Genomic DNA, 20,249 nt, shown 5'->3' with positions numbered 1-20,249 from the left:
ATCATGGAGGATTTCATCGTGAAAAAAACAGTGTTGTTTCTAATGGCAGTGGGCTTCATTTGTTTTGCCACCGAAGCCCTGGCGATAAGTAACAATATGGAACGCCTTGGCATGAGGCTTTTCAAAGACAAGAATCTCTCGTTTAACGGCACGCAATCCTGTCAGAACTGTCATCATCCCTTTGCTGGGTTTGCCGATATCACCAATGCCAACCATCCAGCCAGGAAAGTGGTCTCCACCGGTGCGGACGGGGTGAGCAAGGGAGAACGCAACGCTCCGACGGCAGCCTATGCGGGCTTCAGCCCTTCGCTCTTTGACGATGCCGACGGGAGGTGGGTTGGCGGTATGTTCTGGGATGGCAGGGCCGATGGGTCTGTTTTGGGTGATCCCCTTGCCGAGCAGGCCCAAGGGCCCCCTTTGAATCCTGACGAGATGGCCATGCCGGACAAAGAGGCGGTCATCGAGGTTATTAAAGAGGCGTCTTATGTCTTTCTCTGGTACCGGGTCTTTGGGCGAGATTCACTGGATGACGTGGATGAGGCCTATGACGATTTCGGCAGGGCCATCGCCGCTTATGAACGGTCTCAGGATGTTACTGCGTTCAGCTCAAAGTACGATGTTGCCGAGGAGACGTTTACACCCAGCGAATCCCGGGGACAGGCGCTGTTTGAAGCCAACTGCTCAGGTTGTCACAGCACCTCGGCTTCTTTTGGCAGCCCCTCGGCGTTGTTTACCAATTATCGGTACGCAAACGTGGGGGTCCCCGCCAACCCCCTCGTTCCCCTTGACCAACCGGATTTTGGGTTGGGGTGGACGGTAAGCGATCCTTCCCAGGACGGAAAATTCAAGATTCCTACCCTTCGAAACATTGCCTTGAGTGCCCCGTATTCCCATAACGGCTCTTTTTCGACTTTGAAAAAGATGGTGGCCTTCATCAATGATCGGAGCGAGGTGACGCCAGAAGTGCCGAGGAACCTGGACCAACGCGTAGGATCCATTGGTTTGGAGGAAGATCAAATCGATGACATCGTCTCTTTTCTGCACACCCTGACGGACGGCTATTGATCTGAGACAGATCGCATATTCCTGTTACAGGTATTGGAGCTTTAAGCCCGGATGCCTTTTCTGGGGGAGTGGGGTGTTGGTTCTTCTCTTCTCTGGGTATTCCGGGCTTTTTTCGTGTTAAATCGCAATTTTTGTCCAAGAGGGGACAGGCACCATGCTTGGAAGGCGATCTATGAACGAAAGGTGCGGCCCCCGCACCGATTAGCGTTTCGTATAGCCCCACCCTTTGTCCAAATCAATCCCCACGACACCCTTCATGTCCTTGACGATTCCGGGATGTCATCCGACGCTGAGGGCATACCCATCCTCTCAGATTAGATTTTCTAATGTCTTGTTTACGATTACTGGCTTGAGCTTACCGTCGCGCCTTCCTAAGGTTGGCATCGTTTTTCCGATCGCTACGGTTGACACCCCGATGTTTCCATACACAGATGCCGACCCAAAGTGAGATTTTTATTGCTTTCCCGGCTTGCAGGCCGGGTGAGATTTTCTTCTGGGAAGGTGTGGTATGCTGACGACGATGATCAATACGCTTTTGCCTCTTTTTGCAATGATGGGGTTGGGCCTTGCGGCCGGTTACAAGGGGATGCTGCCGGAAGGGAGTTCGGCTATTCTCAACACCTTTGTCTACAGGTTTACCCTGCCGAGCCTGATCTTCGGCTCCCTGGCCTCGTCTCCGGCCGCTGAAATTTTCCAATGGCAGTTCATGGAAGGATTTGCCCTTGCCATGCTCTGTGCGTATCTGGTGACTTTCCTTGTCTCCTGTTTCTCTTTTAAGTGCCACTTCACGGAAGGGGGCCTTCGGTCCACGGCGGCCAGCTTTCCCAACACAGCCTATCTCGGGTTTCCTATCCTTTTGTCTCTGTTTGACGGGAGCTCCCATGCGGTCATCGCCGTGACCCTGGCCACCCTGATGCCGACCCTGGTGCTTATGCTGGCCATCGGCAAGTTAGAGTTTCATCGGGCGGAAAAGGGGCGATCCCCGGTGCATACCCTGGGGGCGGTCTGCTTTTCACTTTTGAAAACGCCCGTCATCGGCGCCTCTGTGGGGGGGATTCTCTGGTCCTGCCTCGGGCTGGGGTTGCCTGAATCCCTCTCCCTGTTTTTTCACGACTTCGGCATGGCGTCCGTGCCGTGTGCCCTTTTTGCCATGGGCATGGTCATCGGCAAAAGCGGGCTGTCTGTCTCTCCCATGGATCTTCTCTCCGTCAGTGTGGTTAAGATGGTGGTTCAGCCCGTGCTGGCGGCCTTTTTTCTCTTGATGTGTAACGTCACCGGGGACTGGCTGATCATGGGCATTCTCCTTTCCGGCCTGCCCACGGCCATGGTTTCCTATCTGGTGGCCAGGGATTACGGGATCTACGAAGAGGGGAGCTCAGCAGCTGTCCTTGTGTCGACCCTGTTGTGTGTCGTGACCATTCCTGCCACCCTGGCCCTGGCGTCCCGCTTTGGCCTGGGCCTTGCGTGAACATAGGGATTCAGTTCTCCTTTGCCCCCGGTGGCCCTGCCGGGGGCAAAGTTTTTGTAACGTTTCACAAACAGGTTTTGAAAATTTTTTGGAGTACTCGTCATCCCTTGATGGCATGACATTCTTCTTGAAACGACCATACCGGAACGTTTTTGCGGAGCTTTTTTTTAAAACGCGATCCGTGGAGGCGTTTACATATCTTTAAAATATCAATGAGGTATGTGCTATCTCCTGCTATACTCGGTGGGTATGGGTTGCGAACCGATTCAGGCCTGTGTCCGGCCACTTTATCAACAGACCGTCAAGGAGGAGACCATGGAAGAGCGAGTCAAGGAAGCCGTGATGGCGTCGTTTGTGGGGGATGCCTTAGCGCTGGGTGTGCACTGGATCTATAACGTCCGAGTCATCGACCGGAAATACGGGCGTGTTGAAGAGCTCCTCGCCCCGGAGCTGGCGTCGTTTCACAAGGGTAAGGCCAAGGGGGAGTTTACCCATTACGGGGATCAGATGATGGTGCTCCTGAAGTCCGTGGCCCAAAACGGCGGATTTGATGCTGAAGGGTTCATGGCGGCGTGGGTGGGGCTTATGAAAGGGGGGACCTGCTATCTGGACAAGGCGTCCCAGGCGACGCTGGAGAACCTGGGCGCTGGGGCAGCCTTTGACGAGGCGGGGTCGGAGTCCACGGATCTGGCCGGGGCGGCACGTATTGCGCCGTTGCTGCTCGGAAACCACATATCGGCCGGAGAACTGGCGCAGTTGGCCGCAACCGAGACCGCCCTGACCCATGCCAACATGGCCGTGACCGATGCGGCGGCCTATTTTGCCTGCGTGGCCCGCCTTGTGCTGGATGGATGCGGGCCGGTGGAGGCCTTAAGTCTTGCCCTGGACGAAGCCGGGGGTGGTGCCGAACTCAGGGAAGGGGTCACCATGGGGCTTCAGAGCCGTGAGACCCCGACCCGTGAGGCCATCGCCGAATTCGGTCAGATGTGCGAGATCGAGGCCTCCCTTCCTTCCACTGTTCACCTGATTGCCCGTCATGAAAAGAGCCTGAAAGAGGCCCTCATCGAAAACGTCATGGCAGGTGGCGACTCCGCTGCCCGTGGCATGCTTGCAGGGCTTATTCTGGGGGCACGCCACGGTCTTGACGCTGTGCCGGAGGCCTGGGTTACCGGGATGGTTCAGCACCAGCAGGTTTTGGCGCTGATGGATCGCGTGTGAGTTCGCAGCCTTCATTGTTCGATGAATCTTTTCCGATTATTGTGTCCGAAACACGCGCATCTGGCCGTCTTTTCCCTGCAAGGACGGGTATTACCCTTTGTGATGGGCACGGCATTGCCTTTGACATCCTATGAAGCCGTCGTAGCGCAAAGGGGTGCGGGGGACATGGGGCCCCCTCATTTCCTGACTCTTTTTGCCAGGCGTTCGCTCAGGCGCAGGAGGGCCGGCGAGCGATCATCGCGGTCGATGGAGACATGGATAATCGTGAACCCGTCAAGGTACGCTTCTGCTTTGGCCAGGGCCCGTTCCAATTGGGCTTCCGTGTTGACGTGAAAGCCCTTTCCGGCGCTTAAGAGCTCCGGGACCAGGCTGAAATTCCACGGATGGATGTCGTTGAAGGGGCCGTCGAGCATGGGACGCTCGGTGCTGTAGCCTTTGTTGTCGAGGACGATGACGATGGGGTTGAGTTTGAACAGGGCCGCCGTGGACAGCTCCATGCCGGTCATCTGAAAGGAGCCGTCGCCGGTGAGGACCAGGGGCCGGTGGGCGGGGTTCGCCAGCTGAGCCCCCATGGCCGCCGGAACCGCAAAGCCAAGGGACGCATAGTAGGCGGGGGATAAAAATTCCGTGGCTTCGTGGATGAGCAGGTCGTTGGCGCCGAACAGGGTGTCGCCCACGTCGGCGATGACCACGGTGGTGTCTTTTATAAATGTGTTCAGGCGTTCAAAGAGGCGCTTTGCGGTGATGGGGTCGTTTCCGTTGCCTGCCTGAACCGGGTCCGGCTCCATTGGCTGGGGCAGGGCGTCCGGCGTTCTGGGCCGTATGGCTGATGTGCTGAGGCCGCCGATGAACTCTTCGAACAGGATGTCGTCGTAATGATGGTGCTTGATGCTGGTTCTTTCGCTGATGGCAAAAATCGATCGGCCGGGGTCGATGTTTGCCGTGTAGACCCCAAGGTTCAGGTCGGTCATGAACGCACCCAGGATAATCAGGCAATCGCTTGATTCCACATACTCGCGAACCTCCTCCCGGCCGGTGGCCCCTTCGTAGATACCGAGGTAGAGGGGAGATTTCTCCGAGATAACGGATTTACCGAGGATGGTCGATGCCACCGGGATCCCCGTTTTCTGGGCAAACGCAAGAAGCTGGGGCTGCAAGCCGAATCGGTGGATCTCCACCCCTGCAAGGATCACAGGGCGCTTTGCTTCGTTGATCAGGCTGACTGCCTCTGAAAGGGCTTCCTTAAGACTCTCCGGGGCGCTTGTTTCGGTTTCCCGGGCGTGGGTGTGGTGGGCAGGGCACTCTTTTGTCACCATGTCCCGCGGGAGTTCAAGGTAGACGGGCCTTTTGTAGCGCAGGGCCGCGTGGATCACCCGGTCGATCTCCGCAGGTGCCGTGGCCGGGTTGTCCAGAAGGGCCGATGCAACGGTGAACTCCTTGAAAACCCGCAGTTGGGTGTCGAACTCCTTGACCTTATGGTGGAGCATGGGGTTGTTCAGGCGCTCTTCCACGCCGGGGGCGCCGCTGATCACCACCACCGGCGATTTTTCGGCGTAGGCCTGGGCCGTGGTGTTGGCGATTTTGAGTCCGCCCACACAATAGGTCACGCAGACCGCACCCAGGCCGCGTACCCGTGCATAGGCGTCGGCGGCAAACCCGGCCCCCTGCTCGTCACAGGTGTTGATCAGGTCCAGCGTCTCATGGCGGGCCATGAGATCGAAGAAAGAGAGAACATAATCCCCCGGTATTCCGAATACATGGTCGACGCCATGGCCCTGGAGCTGTTCGATCAGGTAGCCACCAATTGTCCTCGATGCGGTCATCGTTACATCCTCCAATACATGCGGTTATGGATACGTCCATGGGGCACACCCTTCAATGGAAGGGGGTGCGGAAGCGGGCAGAATCAGGAGCGAGAGTCCGGGTTCCTTGAAAAAGGCGTCCCGGATGCCGAGTGCTCCGGGTTAAGGGACGTTAAAGATGCCTCCGGCGGCCCTGCCGGGGGCTAAACTTTTAAAAAGTTTAACAAATAGGCCTTCAAAAAACTTTTTTGGATGCGTTTCGTTTTTAAGACGGATGTGTTTTGACCCGAGGAACGAGGGGTAAAGCGCATCCGTAACCAGCTTTCAAAGTGACACACCTTGCCGCCGGAGGCAGCCAAGTTAAAGATGCCTCCGGCGGCCCTGCCGGGAGCCAAGCTTTTGAAAAGTTTGATAAACAGGTTTTAAAAAACAGATTCAGTTTAATCTGAACCAAAGGCGAATGTGATTTTCCCTGAGGAACGAAGGGGAAAGCGCATTCGCAACTGCTTTCGAGGTGGCTCACCTCGCCGCCGGAGGCAGGCTTTTCCATGCACTTTAACGATAGAAGGCTGTTATTCTGCGCTGAGCTGAATAGATGCGTTTATAACGTCTTGTTGAAGAGAAGCAGGGGGTGTGTTTGGGGGACTCTTATCCGGCGTGAGCGGGGGACGGTATTCTCCATGAATATATCAATTTTTGAAGGCTTTTGGCAAACAGGTTACCAGAAAAGGGGAGCTACAGGCTAGCAGCCCCATTCACCCTCCCTGGACAGGGCATGGGTGGGGCTGGGAAGGTGAGGCAGGGGAACAAATCATCTACTGGGTGAGGGTGGCATGGGCGGTGACAACCTGCCAGTGCCCCGATTCCGAGAGAGCCCAGACCCGTGTGAAACGGAAGTCTCCGCTTGCTGGCTCTCCGCCGTAGGAGCCCGCCAGGCTTACTCGCACGGAAACCGTGGCGACGGTGTCACAGAGCGAGGTGATACGCATCTCCGACGGGACAATTTCGTCAATCTTCAATGCACCTGAGGCGTGGGCGTCCAGATCCTCTTCTTTGCTGACGATAAGCCCGAGGTGGTTGGTAAAAAAAAGGGTCGGTGCGAGCAGGTGGTCCAGGGCGTCGACATCGGATCTGAGCATGGCTGAACGAAGGGCCTCTTCGGCGTTTTGAACGGCTGTTTCAATGGGTGTTGTCATGGGGCCTTCCTAATGGAGTTGTGCACATAAATCTGTTATTTCAATCCATTCCAGTGAAGATTTTCACGTTGTGCCCGGGTTTTACGCATGCGCCAGAATCGTTTTTAATACCTGGGGAAAATCCGTGATCAGGGTGGTTGCCCCGGCCTCAATGAAGGCCTGCATGCGTTGGGGGTCGTTGACCGTCCAGAGGTTGACGGTTTTTCCTCTGGCGACGATGGCGCGGAGCTCGTCCGGGGTGATGATTGCCTGGTTGGCGTTGTAGGTATCGTAGGTAAGGTCGCCCCAGTTGTTTTTCGGTTCCCCGGTGTCCCCGATGAGGGCCTGGATGGCAAACTCCGGGGCCTTTTCTTTGATTTCGTCTAAAAGGCGGTGGTCAAAGGAGGAGAAGAAGACCTGTGAGGGGGCAATGCCGCTTTGCTTCACCTCGGAAAGGGCCTTTTCCACCACGGGAAACCCCACGGCAGAGCCCAAAAGGGTTTTGATCTCCAGGTTGACGGGCCAGTTTTTGGACGCGGTGAAGGCCAGGCCCTCCTTAAGGGTGGGGATGGTCAGCCCGCGAAAGCTCTCGGCTTCGCCTGCGGAAACCGCACCGGCTTTGATCTGGCCAAAGGGGTCGGTGTGGACGAACCAGGAACCGGCGTCGAGCTGCCGAAGTTCGTCCAGGGTAAAATCGGAGACGGCGTAGCTTTTTCTTCCGGGAAACCGGGTGAGGGCATCGGTGGTGCGCTCGACGGTGTTGTCGTGGAACAGGACAAGGGCCCCGTCACGGGTGACGGAGATGTCGGTTTCCCAGAGGTGGGCCCCCACCTGGAACCCTTTTTCAATGGCGGCAAGGGTGTTTTCAGGGGCGAGGCTTCGGGCGCCGCGGTGGGCTGAGTTCAATACCATGGGTCTTCTATCCTTTGTGCGTTGATCAAGAAGTGGCACCGGGGGCGTGGTGGCCGGTGAATAGAATGACGGGGCGAGTGGCTGAAGGCCATGGGCCATGGAGTCGCTTCCCTCGGTGAATGTCTATAGTACAGTGTCGCCTAGAAAGCCAGATGAAGGGTGGGGCGTTGGAATAAGTGGCATATCGCTTCGGGATGCGTGGCGAGCCGGCTCGGCAGCGTCCCGGCGTATGATGGGGTACAGGCCTGTGGAGGGCTTTTTGTGAACGATGTACTTTTTGGGGATATCGGTTCAGCTCGTGCTTGACATTAAGCTAAACCTTACGTTAACGTGATGTTTAAATGTCTCCCCGTGGGGTACATGGGGGAATGTCATCTTACCGTCTATGTTTTGATGCATCACCGGAGGGCGTATGAATATCCTGGCCATTGACCCCGGTTCCACATCGACAAAAATCGGGGTGTTCACCCAAGGGGAGATGATCCATGCGGGCATGGATCACGACCGAAGCCTTATCGACTCGTTTTCGGAAGTCCATGAGCAGGAGGAGATGCGGTTTGCCTGCATCACGGAGGAACTTGAGAAACGCGGCCTCGGCACGGCCCGGTTTGATGCCGTGGTGGGCCGCGGCGGCTTGGTCCGCCCCGTCACCGGCGGTGTCTACAGGGTGTGCGACAACCTTCTGTCGGACCTTAAAACCGGCGCCAGCGGCAGCCATGCCTCGAACCTTGGCGGGATCCTGGCCCGCCGGTTTGCCGTAACGTCCGGGTGCGAAGCCTTTATCGTGGATCCCGTGGTGGTGGATGAACTCAACGACGTGGCTCGGCTCTCCGGCCTTGCCGGCATCGAGCGGAAGAGCATTTTCCATGCCCTCAACCAGAAGGCCGTGGCGCGGCGGGTGGCCGAAGAAAGGGGTGGTTCTTACCACCAGGCCCATCTCATCGTGGCCCATATGGGCGGGGGCGTCACCGTGGGGGCCCACAAAAAAGGGCGGGTCATCGATGTCAACAACGGCCTCAACGGCGATGGGCCCTATGCCCCGGAGCGCTCCGGTTCCCTTCCCGTGGAAGGGATCGTCAGCGCCCTTAAAGAAGGCCGGTACACCCCGGATACCCTTGTGCGGACCGTCAGCCGCCAAGGCGGAATCTTCTCCTATCTCGGCATCGTGGACCTTCGCGAGGTGGAGCGTCTCATGGAAGAGGGCGATGCCGAGGCCATCCTGGTCTGGGGCGGCATGGTCTATCAGATCGCCAAAGAGATCGGGGGGCTTGCCGCCGCCATGGACGGGCAGGTCGATGCCGTTGTCCTCACCGGCGGCATGGCCCACAGCCGACGCCTCACCGAGGCCATCACGGAAAAAATCGAGTTCATCGCAGACGTGGTGGTCGTACCCGGTGAATTCGAGCTTGAGGCGCTTGCAGACGGGGCCTTGAGGGTGTTGAGGGGAGAAGAGGAGGCAAAGGAATATGAAATCAGGTAAAATAGGTCATAGGTGAATAGATAATAGGGGTGTTGGACTTTGGTGGCGTCATTGGACGCACTGCAATGCGGAGGGAAATCAGGTAAAATAGGCCATGGGGCGGGAGTCGTTGAGCTATGGTGGCGTTTTCGAGCCAGCTCGGGTACACAGGTTTTGGGGCCGGTGACGGCATTGGAAGCACCGCAATGCGTAGGGTGCATTTTATGCACCAAAACCAGCGCGCTTCACAGGGTGAACAGGTAGCGACGATTGAGAGTGTCACTTATCCCGGCTGGCGGTTGGTGGTTTTATAAAGCAAAACGTGCCTTTCGGGACGCCACGTCGAACATCGAATCAAGGTTATTGATGGTCACGGGCGAAGCCTGGGAAGGCTCACCAAAGACCAGTTTGTCAAACTTTTTAAAAGTTTGGCCCCCGGCAGGGCCGCCGGAGGCTTTTTTGAGCTGACGTTATTGAGCTGAATAGTTACATGTTTTTTTTTAAATAAACAGGAAGGGCGATATGGATATTGGCAAGCACCTGAAACGGTACATGGCGCGTGAAGGGGTCTCCGAGGCGGAGGCCATGGAGATTCTGGGCCTGGGCGCGGGGCGGTTTGGTGAGCTGATGGACGGGGAGCTGTCCCTGGGGGTGTCCGATCTTCTTAAGCTCGCCACCCTCTTGAAAACCGATCTTCCTGCCCTTCTTCACGGCAAGGAGTACCGGGAGCGAAAGGCAATCAAGACCTCGGTTGCCGATCGCGTGGTGGTCCGAAATGAGCGTACCCTGGATTATGAGAGCCTGGCGCCCTCCTATGTGGGGCGGAGCATGGAGCCCTTTCTGGTGACCATCTACCGGCGGGACGATGCCGAGGTGGAGGTCAGCCGTCACGATGGCGAGGAGTTTTTGTTCATCACCCAAGGGACCCTTAAAATCGTGGTGGACGGTGAGGTGAATATCCTGGAAGAGGGGGACAGTTTCTATTTTGATTCCAGCCTTCCCCACTCGGTGAACGCCGTAACGGAAAAAGTGGTGCTGGTCTCTTCCATCTACAAAGGCGAGTCCATGGTCCACCGCACACGGGGTCGGCGCATGAAGGCCATCATCGAAGCGGCCAAGCTTCTGACCCGTCGCAATATCGTGGTGATCTCGCCGGACAAGACGGCCATCTCCGCCATCAACATCGCCATTGAAGAGGAGATCATCGACAAGGCCTACCTCGTGGGCAAAAGAGCCTGGATCGATGAACGGTGCCAAGGAGAGCTGCGATTTCCCGCCGCCTACGAATATGTGGAGGTTGCAGCCGAGGGAGACGCCTTTGAGCTGGAGGCGGCCCGGGCCGGTGTGGACATCATCCGCAAGGGCCTCGGCCACATGATCATGAAGGGCAAGGTGAACACCAACGCCTTTTTAAAGGCCATATTAAACCGCAGCCAGGGCATCGGCACGGGGCGCAGGCTTTCGCTGGTGGGGATCTTTGAGGTTCCCGGCGTGGACCGCCTCCTCATGCTCACCGACCCCGGCATTAACCCCGAGCTCTTTGTGGGAGACGACGTGGCCAGCGGGGTGGATATCGTCCGAAACGCCATCGATGTGGCCAGGTCCCTGGGCGTGGCCCGTCCCAAGGTGGCCCTGCTGGATGCCAACGAAGTCCCCACCGACAGCATCCCCACCACCGTCTTTGAACGGAACCTTTCGGAGATGACATGGGAGGACGCCGACGTTGCCGGGCCCCTTTCTTACGACCTCGCCCTCTACGAGAGCTTTGTCAAGGCCAAGGGCATCACCGGCGACCCCGTGGCCGGCAAGGCGGACATCCTTGTGGTTCCCTACATCGCCACCGGCAACATTCTCTACAAAAGCTGGGCCATGACCATGGGCGCCGAAGTGGCCAACGTGGTCCTGGGCGCCTCGGCCCCCATTATCCTTACCTCCCGCTCGGATTCGGATATCGTGAAGTTTCTTACGATTTGTGCCTCGGCCTTGTATTCACGTTGGCTTGAGGAGAGAAGCTCGTAATTCGGTGCGCACGGCGCACTCTCCGGGCCCGCGAATCGTGGGGTGCGGCCCCCTCACTGTTTTGCAATGGGTGACGTGGGTCTAATGGTGCTTCACGAGGAAAGATGAAAGCCGCCGCACGTTGACATGGCAAAGGGTCAACGCGCGGCGGCTTTCGTTTTTTTGAGGAGGCAATGCCTCGCAATGGCAATGTGCTCGGTTTTTCAGAGGTAAGGCTATTTTGATATTTCATCCGGATCACGCGTCCCGGGTCGCTGCCTGTGGTCTTTGCGTCTGACACCACGGGCGTGCGGTGGGCCGAAACGTGTGAGATGTTGCTGGTTCGGGTTCGGGCGATGATGCCCAGTACGTGCACTTTCAGCCCGGAGACGCCCACCATGTCCATGGATTTTTTTCTGGGCAGAAGGAAGCCGAAGTTGGTTTACCCTGGGATGCCCTCCTCGAATTATGGAAGTGGGTATCCCAGCGTGGCAGCACTATAAAGTGCCATAAGGACGTTCGCACCTATGCTTGGTTCTTAACGGTTGAGTGACGACCTGACCCGCCCCATCGTTTTAAGGGACGACGGGGCAAGGGCAAGTGGGTTAATCATTCGTTTCCAAGGAAAGATCCAGCATGGGAGACTTTACGTTATGGTCTTTTTCTTTTTTGATCGCATAAACCACACCCGTGGTAAACGCTATGATCGTAATAACGACGATGTAGAGTTTGATGGATGTAATTGAGTTGTAGATAATGATGCATTGAACAAGACCGGCAAGGCCCACTGACACATAGAATATCCACGTCGGGATTTTTCTGCCAAATTCTCTGTTTGCCCAGGCGCCCGGGTATTTTTTGGGGATTTGGGCGATTGAAACCACCAGGAAAACACCCAGGATAAGGTCGGTTAAAAGGTAGGTGTTTGCAATGGTGCTGACGTCCCATCCCAATACAATCGGGAGCATCGAAGATGCCCAGCAAATCGTCAGGATCTTCCAGGGGCTGCCTTTTTTGTTGGTCGCAGCAAAGCTTTCGGGGAACCAGCCGTCTTGGGTAGCTGAATACAGAGGCTGAACGTAGGCGGCGTACACGCTGTTAATGGTTGTCGCAAGGGCCATGAAAGGTCCGCAAATGATGAAAAATACAAAAATCGGTGAAGCAAGAATCTTTTTTGCGACGTATGTAAGGGGTTGATTGGCAACCGCTTCGATAGGGAGGACTCCGGATGCGACAACAGAAACCCCTAAGTATACGAATACGATAACAATGGTTGTGCCCAACATGCCGAAGGCAATGTCTTTCTTGGGGTTTTTGGCGTGCCTGCTGAAGAACATGAGGTAGTATTGACAATACGTACAGAAGGACAGCAAACAAGTAGCCTGAAACAAGCCTTTAGGTCCGTTTGCTAAAAAGTCGGGGTTAGAAACGCTCGACAGCAACGTGAAGTCAATATGTCCCAACCCGATAAGAATAAATGTCGCAACGCCTACGACCAAGGCGGCGGTCATCATATTCTGGAATTTGGACAATGTGTCCATTCCAAACAGGTTGACGATGTAAAACGTTGTCAATGCAATGATCGCAACAACGTTGACGGGCAGGCCCGGGATAACGGAGTGAACGTAGATCCCAAGGGAGATAGCGTATATTGCAACTGTAGGAAAATACAGGAAGAAGCTCACAACATACATGCCGGCGTATTTTTTGCCCAAAATGGTGCTAATGAGGGCGTAGGGGCCGCCGTCCATGATCAGTGACCCACTTGCAAAAAGCATTGGTACGTTGTAGAAAAAACCAAGAATAATAGCCAAACCAAAGGCAAGCCAAAGCGAATGGCCGGTGATGCCGATTGCCTGACCTACCAGCGAGAATACACCAGCGCCAATGGTACAGCCAACACCCATAGCCAAGAGTGTCCATTTGCCTAGCGTACCATTTCCCTGACTTGTGTCTAATGAGCTACTCAATTGCATTTCTCCTTGTGTTGCTGGGCTATATTGCACCCGACATTTGAGTTTGCGCACCCGGCGTTTCAATTTTTCTATCGGTTCAAATAGATGAACAGATAGATCAATGTCAATGTCGGGTGCACGTCGCACTGTAGTGGTATGTGTTGCTTGTCAAACTCTATGAGAAGTTTACGGCTTGTCTACGCGCTCAATGGGTAACTTCCATTCCATATGATGTTTCTGTAGATTTCAGGATCGGTATCCCCTTCGGTGCTAATGAACAATAAGACAGAGTCTTTTGTCAGTTTCATCTCTTCGCGGATATCTTTTAATGCATCCATTGTGCAGATGCCGTATGTAACGCCAAGGCAAACCGCACCAGAGTCTCCAGACGTGATTTTTGTGTCACTGCCCATGGGGGTTGCCAATATTCTCATGCCTGTTGCTGAAAATTCGTTGGGGCATGTGATATAGTAGTCAACAATGTCTTTCAGGACGGTGTAAGCGAAGATATTCGGTTCACCAACGGATAATCCGGCCATAATGGTTGCCAGGTCACCATCGACTGTTGTGAATGTATTTGCCAACGCGGACTGCATGTAACACCCTGCTGTGTCCGGCTCAACGATGGTCATGTGGGGTTTGTTTTCGCCCATCAGAGTTGAATAGTAGGCCATAATACCAACTGCAAATGATCCTGCGCCTGCTTGCAGGATAATGTGTGTTGGCTTTGTTTCACCTAACTGCTCCCTGATTTCATCCGCAATGGCTGTGTAGCCTTGTGAGATAAAGTTGGTTGTCTCTGTGTAACCTTCCCATGCCTGGTCTTGGACATGGCACCAGCCCATTTTCGCTGCTTTTTCAATGACAAGCTTCAACGTTCCGTCATAGTTGTGAGGTGTGACTGTAACCTCGGCACCCAACTTTTCGATGGCTTCGACTCGCGCAGGAACTGTCTGTGAAGGCATGTAGATATAGCACTGGCAGCCGATTAATTTGGCGGCATAGGCCAGGCCTTTGCCATGGTTGCCGTCCGTGGCTGCAATCAAAACAATATCTTTGATTTTGGCATTGACTTCGGGCTTCAGAAAGTAATCGAAATCAATGTCATCGATGTTTACTCCCAAATGTTTGCAAAGAACCTTGGACACACCATACACAACGCCAATGGACTTAAACGCCTTCAAACCCATGCGGTATGATTCGTCTTTGACAAAAATATGTTTAACGTTCAGTTCTTTTGAAAGCTCATTAAGGGCAACAAGGGGGGTTGGTTCGTATTGCTCCAATGTTTTCGCATACCGCCTGACTTTTTTGGCAACTTCAGGGGTAAAAAGATCGCAATCGGTTTTTCCTGCACAATCAGCTGCAAAAAATTCACAGCCACACTTCTTGTAACTCATTAACGTAACCTCAATTTGTCATCTGTAATATAGGCCCGATACCGGATTGACTGGTACATGGTTCGTGGTACGGGCCCTTGAATGGGTTTTTATGTCTTGTATTGATCATGCGGCGTGGCCGATGATGCCTGGCTTCTGGCCTGGGGATAAGGCTGTTTGCGCTGGGTATACGCCTACCTCTATCCGTCGACAATTCCTTGACGATTGAGATAGACGCATACCCTTTCTCATGAAAAATCCGGGTTAAACGCTGACGATGTCCCAGGGTGTGTCACCGGCAATAATCGCTTTGTCTTCATAGAAGACCAGTGTGTCAATTACCCAGAAACCTGTTTCAAAGTTAACGGCTGTCCCCGGGACAAAGCGCTGATCTTTTTTGTCCATATCTGCATCGTAGACCGTTGCGCCACCACAGCAGTCGCCAGGCCAGAGGATGCCCATGTCATAACCGCCAAGCCAGAACTGTTTGCCCCAAATGCCTAATTCCTTGTAAAACTCTTTGAGTTCACCTGTGAAATCATTGATGAGCATATTGGGTTTGAGGATGCTTTGGACCTTTTCTCGGATAAGCGGGTGGTATTTTTCTGCAAGGCGCAAGAAAGCAATCTGATCGTCCGTGTATCGGCTCGCGTCCAAGTCTCCAATGGTGAAAAGACGGCTTAAATCAGAGCTGTAGCGTTGGTGTGAACCGAACAGGTCGACGATTACGACGTCTCCCTGCTCGAGTTTTTCGTGGGATGGGAAGTTGTGGCCGCGCAATACGCGGTTGCCGCCATGGATAAATGCGCATCCGGCAAGTTCACCACCTGAAAGGGACATCTTGTAGGCAGCATAAGCATAGAGTTCATTTTCAGTAACCCCGGGCTTGAGATACTCTTTGACCGCATCCATCGCGACATCGGCAATTTTTGCTGATTTTACAATGTAGTCTAACTCGGACTTGGACTTTATCTGGCGGATAATGTCAAACATCTCACTTGCATTAAATGTTTCTGTCCCTTCCTCAACAAAGGCATTGTTAATCAACTTTGTGATATGGAGGCCGTGCTTTTCGGATTCGATGCCGACTTTTCCGGTCAGCCACCCTGATTCTTTGAGGTTTTTTGCGATGGCGCCCATGAGGGTCCCGCCAAGGGGGATAGTGCCTGCATTGCCGCTGATTCCGTAGGTGGGGCGACCGGCATGCGTGAAGATACGGATATCCTTTGATACGGTGTCTTCGCAAACGTCAGCCTCTTCGCCTGCCACATCCATAAAGGCAAAGTCATCGTGGTCAACATGGATCGCAATACTTGCGGGGACATAGTAATTCCACTGCTTTTTGGAATTGACCCTGTACCAGCTCAGTTTGTATCCGGAAAAATAGTAAAGAGCTTCAGGTGAAGTTAAAAACAGTATATCGACACCGTTTTCGCGCATGATTTTTTTTGCGTGTGCCAGTCGTGCATCATACTCTTCTTGAGCGAAAGGTACATTTCTCATTGTTCCGTTAACTTCGTATTTCATAATTGCTCTCCTCACTAACTTAGCTGTTTTTATAAGTTTAGTTATTGAACTCATTTATGAATTTTGCATAGATTCGAGTTGCGTCAAACACATCGTTCATTTCGCAATGTTCGTCTTTCATGTGGCAGCATTTCATGATGCCGGGGCCGTAACCGATTGTCGGTATTCCTTTGGCCGTTGAAGCAAATCCGTTTGTGCTGAAATTCCAGTGAAAAAGTTTTGAGCCTTCCCCGGTTGCGCCCTCGAATGCTTTTTTCATTGCGACGGTGATGGGGTCTTCGGGATCCATGGCCCAGGATTCCATAAAGCTGTGCATGGCAAATTCTTTTTCGGTATAGCTTCTGCCCAGGGCGTCATAGACATTCCAAGATGCCTTTGTGCCCTCTATGAGGGTATTCATCTCTTTTTCGATAACTTGAAATGTCTCTCCGTTTGCCAGGCGGCGGTCAAGGTAAATGGTGCATTCATCAGGTACTGCGTTTAGCGACACCGCTGTGCTTTCGATTTTGCTCAGTACCACAGAGCCGTGCTGGCCCTCATTTTTGTATAATGTGTTGTTGAGCTCATTGACTCTTTGAATGATTTCCGACATTTCATAAACGGCATTTACACCATTTTCAGGCGCGCTTCCGTGGCATGATACGCCTTTCGTGTGGACTTCAAGCAACGCTCTGCCTCTATGGCCAAGCGCAATTTGCCTGTCACTCGGTTCTCCGATAACCACTGCGTCGGGCTTTTTGGGGAGCTTTTCAATGATGTTTTTTAGTGCAAAACCATCAAAGTCTTCTTCCATTACGGAGGCCGACACGTATACGGTTTTTCCAGTCAGGAGGCCCATTTTTTTTGCAAAATACCCTGCGTAAACAGAGGAGGCGATGGCGCTTTTCATGTCTGATGCTCCGCGGCCATACATTTTCCCGTTTACTACGTCGCCGCCAAAAGGATCGTGTTTCCATTGATCCGCATCGTTAACGACGACGGTGTCCATGTGGGAGTCAATGAGGATTGTTGTGTTCCCGTCCCCAAGCACACCGATGACATCGCCGTATTCGGTTTCAATGATGTCGTCATACCCCAGTTGCTCCATGGTTTGCTTTATGGTCTTGGCAACCTCTTTTTCTTCGCCGGTATAGCTTTGTATAGAAATGATTTTTCTTAAAAAATCTGTGATCTCATTTTCGTAGTCTTTGCAAATACGGTTTAGCTCATCCATGATTACCCTTCAATTTAACAGTGTAAAAAGTTCAAAGACGTTTTGAGTTGCAGGGGCGTGTCGCAATAATCACATTCGCTTTTCAGTTATCACACAAGCCATGGAAAACTACACCCCATTATTAGAAAAGTATTTAGCCTCTTTTTTTATGTTTTATTCGCGGGTGTGGTCATGGATGGCCCTTACACATCAGCGGTTACTTCTATCTCAACTTCGGCTCCCATGGGGAGGGCGGCCACCTGTACGCAGCAGCGTGCAGGATAGTCTCCGTCGAAGAATGTGGCGTAGATTTCGTTCATGGCGGAAAAGTCGGCTAGGTCAGTCATGAACACACCGACTCTGCAGACGCGGGAAAAATCGGTGCCCGCGGTTTCCAGAATGGCTTTGATGTTGGCAAGGCTCTGACGCGTCTGGTTTTCGATCCCCTCGGCCAGTGTGCCTGTTTCGGGGTTTACCGGGAGCTGGCCGGAGACATACAGGGTGTCTCTCTTGATGACGGCCTGGGAATAGGGCCCGATGGCCTTGGGGGCATTCGGTGAGCAGATGATTCGTTTCTTCATTCATTCCTCCTGGTCAACAACGTTTGATCTGTGATTTTGTTTTTGTGATGGGAACGATGAAAAGCAAGTCGTGGGCCAAAAATGATAATTAGTTTGTAAGTTATCGAAAATGAATTTCTTTCTTTAGCCATAGTCGCTCTTGTCTGACCGGAGTGATCGATATAATCATTATCGCTTTGATAATAATTCCCGGAATGATAATTCAGTGCGTTCTGGATCTGCTTCGTGGGGGGAGATGGCTATTTTTCAATATGTCTTCTGATTCTCGGTGATTGGTGATATGTCTTTCTGCGGGTGGTTTAGTGTGAAGTTGCTATCAAAATGATAATTCAAGGCTCATGCACTTGAAGCTGTTGGCATGAGGTGCGTTCAGTAGTGAGGTTACAGGGCGCTGGGGGGTGTGAATTTGCGTTGCGGGTTGTAAATTCAGTAAAAACTTGGTGCATGCGCCCATAAATAAGGAAAGGGTAGGATCACAGTGCTTTACGCGATTGAAGAGTCCATCAGGAAGTTTGCCCATGTCATCGCTGTGGTGGTGGGCATTGATGTGGAGGTGGTGGGTGCAGACCTGAAACGTATCGCCGGCACGGGCCGGTATGCGGAAGGGGACGGAAAAAGCATCGAGGATGAAGGGGAGGTCTATCGCCATGCATTGAAGACCGGCCGTCCGGTGTGCATCGACAACCCGAAGAACGATCCCATTTGCTTTAACTGCAAGAACAGGGAGGGGTGCGAGGAGAAGCTTACCCTCTGTTCCCCGATTTTGCGTGACGGGGAGGCCCTCGGGGTGATCGGGATTATCTGTTTTACAGAGCAGGACAAGCGGACCATCCTGAAGAACAGGAATAACTACGGGGCGTTCCTCTCTATGATGGCGGACCTCATTGCCGCCAAGGCCGAGGATTATAACCACATTACGGAGACCACGCAGACCCTGGATGTCTTGAGGCAGGTGATGGATGTGCATGCCGAGGGCATGTTTGTCTTCGGGGCCGACGGGAGCGTGACCTACGCCAACGCCCACGCCAGAAAGGAGCTGGGCATCGAGGGCCCAGGTGATACCGTGTCGGTGCAGCTGATTCCCACCGGCAACACTGTGGGCGAAGCCGAAGAGTACGAACTCCACTTCGGGGAGCACCACCTGGTGATCATGGGGCAGGTGGTGGACCTGAAGAAGGACGATCCGAGGTTCTCCCGGGTGATGCTCTTTGAGACCCAGACCGATTTTACCCGGAAGATGTCCAGCCTTACCTCGTCTGCCGCCGGCGAGGGTCTTGACGCCATCCTCGGGATGTCTCCTGCCATCCGGCGCCTCAAGGAGCAGGTGATGGCCATCACCACCTCGTCTTCCACGGTGCTGATCAGCGGCAAGAGCGGCACGGGCAAAGAGATGTTCGCCCGGGCCATTCACCATGAGAGCGATCGGCGCGAGCAGCCCTTTGTGGCCATCAACTGCGGGGCCATCCCCGACACCCTCCTTGAGAGCGAGCTGTTCGGGTACACCTCAGGGGCCTTTACCGGGGCAAGTCCCGGGGGACGCATCGGTAAATTCGAACTGGCCCACAAAGGGGTGCTTTTCCTGGACGAGATCAGCTCCATGCCTCTGTATCTCCAGGTCAAGCTCCTCCGGGTGCTTCAGGAGCGCAAGGTCGAGCGCCTGGGGGCAAACAAACCCATCGACGTGGACATCCGCGTCATCGCCGCCACCAACGACGACCTGTCGGAGCTCATCTCAAAAAACATGTTCCGGAGCGATCTTTATTACCGCCTCAACGTGATCCCTTTGGATATTCCTCCCTTGTGCGACCGGCCCGAAGACATCGACCTTCTGGCCGAGTATTTTCTGGCCAAGTACAGCGGCCGGTTCAACAAGCGGTTCAGGCGAATCGAAGGCTCCACCATGGACCGGCTTCGCGGCTATGCCTGGCCCGGAAACGTACGGGAGTTTGAAAACATCATCGAGTTTATGGTCAACATGATGCCTGCAGACGGCATCATTGGCGACTCCCTGCTGCCCCCCAGAATTATCGACACCCCCCAGACCTGCACCTGCGGTTGTTGTGTTTCCGAGACCCCCGTCCTTCCTCTCAAGGAGGTGGAGAAGCATGTCATCGCAGAGGCCGTGAAGCGCTTCGGCAGCGACACCAAGGGCAAGCGCACGGCTGCCACGGCCCTGGGCATCGGGGTGGCCACCCTGTACCGGAAAATCAGGGAGTATGGGATTGAGTAGGGGGGGAGGTCAAAAGGCGAAAGGTGAAAATTCGGTGGGGACAGGCAAATAATGTCTCAGGTTGATTTTTTGATAGTCAGCCGCCAAGGGTGACGGCGTATGGAGGTGATACGGGTATATACCATCGGACCCATGGGACTTGAAAGAGAGTCCGTGGTGTCGGTGAGTGTCAGTGGGGACAGGCACTTTCAACTTCAGAACTTCAAGATGAGCATTCTGGTGGTTGGTGTGTCGGAGGATTTCTGTTCTGTCAAAGGCGATGCTGGTGTGCAGGAGGTAAACGTACAA

At 54.0% G+C, this 20,249-nt stretch carries 14 protein-coding genes; 6 read left to right on the top strand and 8 right to left on the bottom strand.

Going from position 1 to position 20,249, the window contains the following annotated elements; translation table 11 throughout:
- Positions 1 to 3: 3 nt before the first annotated feature.
- The 3 genes from BLQ12_RS11820 to BLQ12_RS11810 all read left to right on the top strand — a co-directional run bounded on the left by BLQ12_RS11820 (position 4) and on the right by BLQ12_RS11810 (position 3,751).
- Positions 4 to 1,065, top strand: a complete 1,062-nt coding sequence (locus BLQ12_RS11820; protein ID WP_092210858.1) for a cytochrome-c peroxidase — start codon at positions 4 to 6, stop codon at positions 1,063 to 1,065.
- 508 nt (positions 1,066 to 1,573) lie between these two features.
- The gene (locus BLQ12_RS11815; RefSeq protein WP_092210857.1) at positions 1,574 to 2,533 is read left to right on the top strand and encodes an AEC family transporter; all 960 of its coding nucleotides are present in this window, start codon (positions 1,574 to 1,576) and stop codon (positions 2,531 to 2,533) included.
- 315 nt (positions 2,534 to 2,848) lie between these two features.
- Positions 2,849 to 3,751, top strand: coding sequence for an ADP-ribosylglycohydrolase family protein (locus tag BLQ12_RS11810; protein WP_175469691.1), 903 nt, complete (start codon positions 2,849 to 2,851; stop codon positions 3,749 to 3,751).
- A 176-nt stretch (positions 3,752 to 3,927) separates the two neighbouring features.
- Here BLQ12_RS11810 and BLQ12_RS11805 read toward each other — a convergent pair whose 3' ends face one another.
- The 3 genes from BLQ12_RS11805 to BLQ12_RS11795 all read right to left on the bottom strand — a co-directional run bounded on the left by BLQ12_RS11805 (position 3,928) and on the right by BLQ12_RS11795 (position 7,640).
- Positions 3,928 to 5,574 carry an alpha-keto acid decarboxylase family protein gene (locus BLQ12_RS11805; RefSeq protein WP_092210855.1) on the bottom strand — a complete coding sequence of 549 codons (1,647 nt, stop codon included), beginning with the start codon at positions 5,572 to 5,574 and terminating at the stop codon, positions 3,928 to 3,930.
- Positions 5,575 to 6,368: 794 nt separating this feature from the next.
- Entirely contained in the window at positions 6,369 to 6,749 is a 381-nt protein-coding gene (locus BLQ12_RS11800) for a nuclear transport factor 2 family protein (protein WP_092210854.1), read from the bottom strand.
- An 81-nt stretch (positions 6,750 to 6,830) separates the two neighbouring features.
- A complete protein-coding gene (locus BLQ12_RS11795) occupies positions 6,831 to 7,640 on the bottom strand; it encodes a glycerophosphodiester phosphodiesterase (protein WP_175469689.1) in 810 nt (269 codons plus the stop codon).
- A 412-nt stretch (positions 7,641 to 8,052) separates the two neighbouring features.
- On the opposite strand from BLQ12_RS11795, the gene buk reads away from it, so the two are divergent.
- Both buk and BLQ12_RS11785 read left to right on the top strand, forming a co-directional pair.
- Positions 8,053 to 9,120, top strand: a complete 1,068-nt coding sequence (gene buk, locus BLQ12_RS11790) for a butyrate kinase (RefSeq protein ID WP_092210852.1) — start codon at positions 8,053 to 8,055, stop codon at positions 9,118 to 9,120.
- Positions 9,121 to 9,621: 501 nt separating this feature from the next.
- On the top strand, positions 9,622 to 11,118 hold the full coding sequence (locus BLQ12_RS11785; protein ID WP_092210851.1) for a phosphate acyltransferase: 1,497 nt from the start codon (positions 9,622 to 9,624) through the stop codon (positions 11,116 to 11,118).
- 584 nt (positions 11,119 to 11,702) lie between these two features.
- On the opposite strand, the gene BLQ12_RS11780 is transcribed toward BLQ12_RS11785, so the two are convergent.
- The 5 genes from BLQ12_RS11780 to BLQ12_RS11760 all read right to left on the bottom strand — a co-directional run bounded on the left by BLQ12_RS11780 (position 11,703) and on the right by BLQ12_RS11760 (position 17,731).
- Positions 11,703 to 13,067, bottom strand: coding sequence for an APC family permease (locus BLQ12_RS11780; protein WP_175469687.1), 1,365 nt, complete (start codon positions 13,065 to 13,067; stop codon positions 11,703 to 11,705).
- Between the two features lie 182 nt (positions 13,068 to 13,249).
- Positions 13,250 to 14,452: a diaminopropionate ammonia-lyase gene (locus BLQ12_RS11775; RefSeq protein ID WP_092210849.1), complete on the bottom strand. Its 1,203-nt coding sequence runs from the start codon at positions 14,450 to 14,452 to the stop codon at positions 13,250 to 13,252.
- 243 nt (positions 14,453 to 14,695) lie between these two features.
- Positions 14,696 to 15,958 carry a M24 family metallopeptidase gene (locus BLQ12_RS11770; protein ID WP_175469685.1) on the bottom strand — a complete coding sequence of 421 codons (1,263 nt, stop codon included), beginning with the start codon at positions 15,956 to 15,958 and terminating at the stop codon, positions 14,696 to 14,698.
- A 37-nt stretch (positions 15,959 to 15,995) separates the two neighbouring features.
- Positions 15,996 to 17,171: a YgeY family selenium metabolism-linked hydrolase gene (locus BLQ12_RS11765; protein WP_092210847.1), complete on the bottom strand. Its 1,176-nt coding sequence runs from the start codon at positions 17,169 to 17,171 to the stop codon at positions 15,996 to 15,998.
- A gap of 182 nt (positions 17,172 to 17,353) precedes the next feature.
- On the bottom strand, positions 17,354 to 17,731 hold the full coding sequence (locus BLQ12_RS11760) for a RidA family protein (protein WP_092210846.1): 378 nt from the start codon (positions 17,729 to 17,731) through the stop codon (positions 17,354 to 17,356).
- A gap of 478 nt (positions 17,732 to 18,209) precedes the next feature.
- On the opposite strand from BLQ12_RS11760, the gene BLQ12_RS11755 reads away from it, so the two are divergent.
- The gene (locus BLQ12_RS11755; protein WP_092210845.1) at positions 18,210 to 19,961 is read left to right on the top strand and encodes a sigma-54-dependent Fis family transcriptional regulator; all 1,752 of its coding nucleotides are present in this window, start codon (positions 18,210 to 18,212) and stop codon (positions 19,959 to 19,961) included.
- The last annotated feature ends 288 nt before the right edge of the window (positions 19,962 to 20,249 follow it).

The sequence above is a fragment of the Desulfoluna spongiiphila genome, from assembly GCF_900101345.1.
Lineage (GTDB): Bacteria > Desulfobacterota > Desulfobacteria > Desulfobacterales > Desulfolunaceae > Desulfoluna > Desulfoluna spongiiphila.
Note: the sequence above shows the minus strand (reverse complement) of the source record. Positions and strands in the feature narration are given on the sequence as shown.

What these genes read in the sequence shown, in the direction of transcription:
- BLQ12_RS11815 (WP_092210857.1), top strand. Translation starts at nt 1,574, where the DNA reads ATGCTGACGACGATGATCAATACGCTTTTGCCTCTTTTTGCAATGATG.
- BLQ12_RS11795 (WP_175469689.1), bottom strand. Translation starts at nt 7,640, where the DNA reads ATGGTATTGAACTCAGCCCACCGCGGCGCCCGAAGCCTCGCCCCTGAA.
- BLQ12_RS11765 (WP_092210847.1), bottom strand. Translation starts at nt 17,171, where the DNA reads ATGGATGAGCTAAACCGTATTTGCAAAGACTACGAAAATGAGATCACA.
- BLQ12_RS11810 (WP_175469691.1), top strand. Translation starts at nt 2,849, where the DNA reads ATGGAAGAGCGAGTCAAGGAAGCCGTGATGGCGTCGTTTGTGGGGGAT.
- BLQ12_RS11800 (WP_092210854.1), bottom strand. Translation starts at nt 6,749, where the DNA reads ATGACAACACCCATTGAAACAGCCGTTCAAAACGCCGAAGAGGCCCTT.
- BLQ12_RS11760 (WP_092210846.1), bottom strand. Translation starts at nt 17,731, where the DNA reads ATGAAGAAACGAATCATCTGCTCACCGAATGCCCCCAAGGCCATCGGG.
- BLQ12_RS11770 (WP_175469685.1), bottom strand. Translation starts at nt 15,958, where the DNA reads ATGAAATACGAAGTTAACGGAACAATGAGAAATGTACCTTTCGCTCAA.
- BLQ12_RS11805 (WP_092210855.1), bottom strand. Translation starts at nt 5,574, where the DNA reads ATGACCGCATCGAGGACAATTGGTGGCTACCTGATCGAACAGCTCCAG.
- BLQ12_RS11775 (WP_092210849.1), bottom strand. Translation starts at nt 14,452, where the DNA reads ATGAGTTACAAGAAGTGTGGCTGTGAATTTTTTGCAGCTGATTGTGCA.
- BLQ12_RS11820 (WP_092210858.1), top strand. Translation starts at nt 4, where the DNA reads ATGGAGGATTTCATCGTGAAAAAAACAGTGTTGTTTCTAATGGCAGTG.
- buk (WP_092210852.1), top strand. Translation starts at nt 8,053, where the DNA reads ATGAATATCCTGGCCATTGACCCCGGTTCCACATCGACAAAAATCGGG.
- BLQ12_RS11785 (WP_092210851.1), top strand. Translation starts at nt 9,622, where the DNA reads ATGGATATTGGCAAGCACCTGAAACGGTACATGGCGCGTGAAGGGGTC.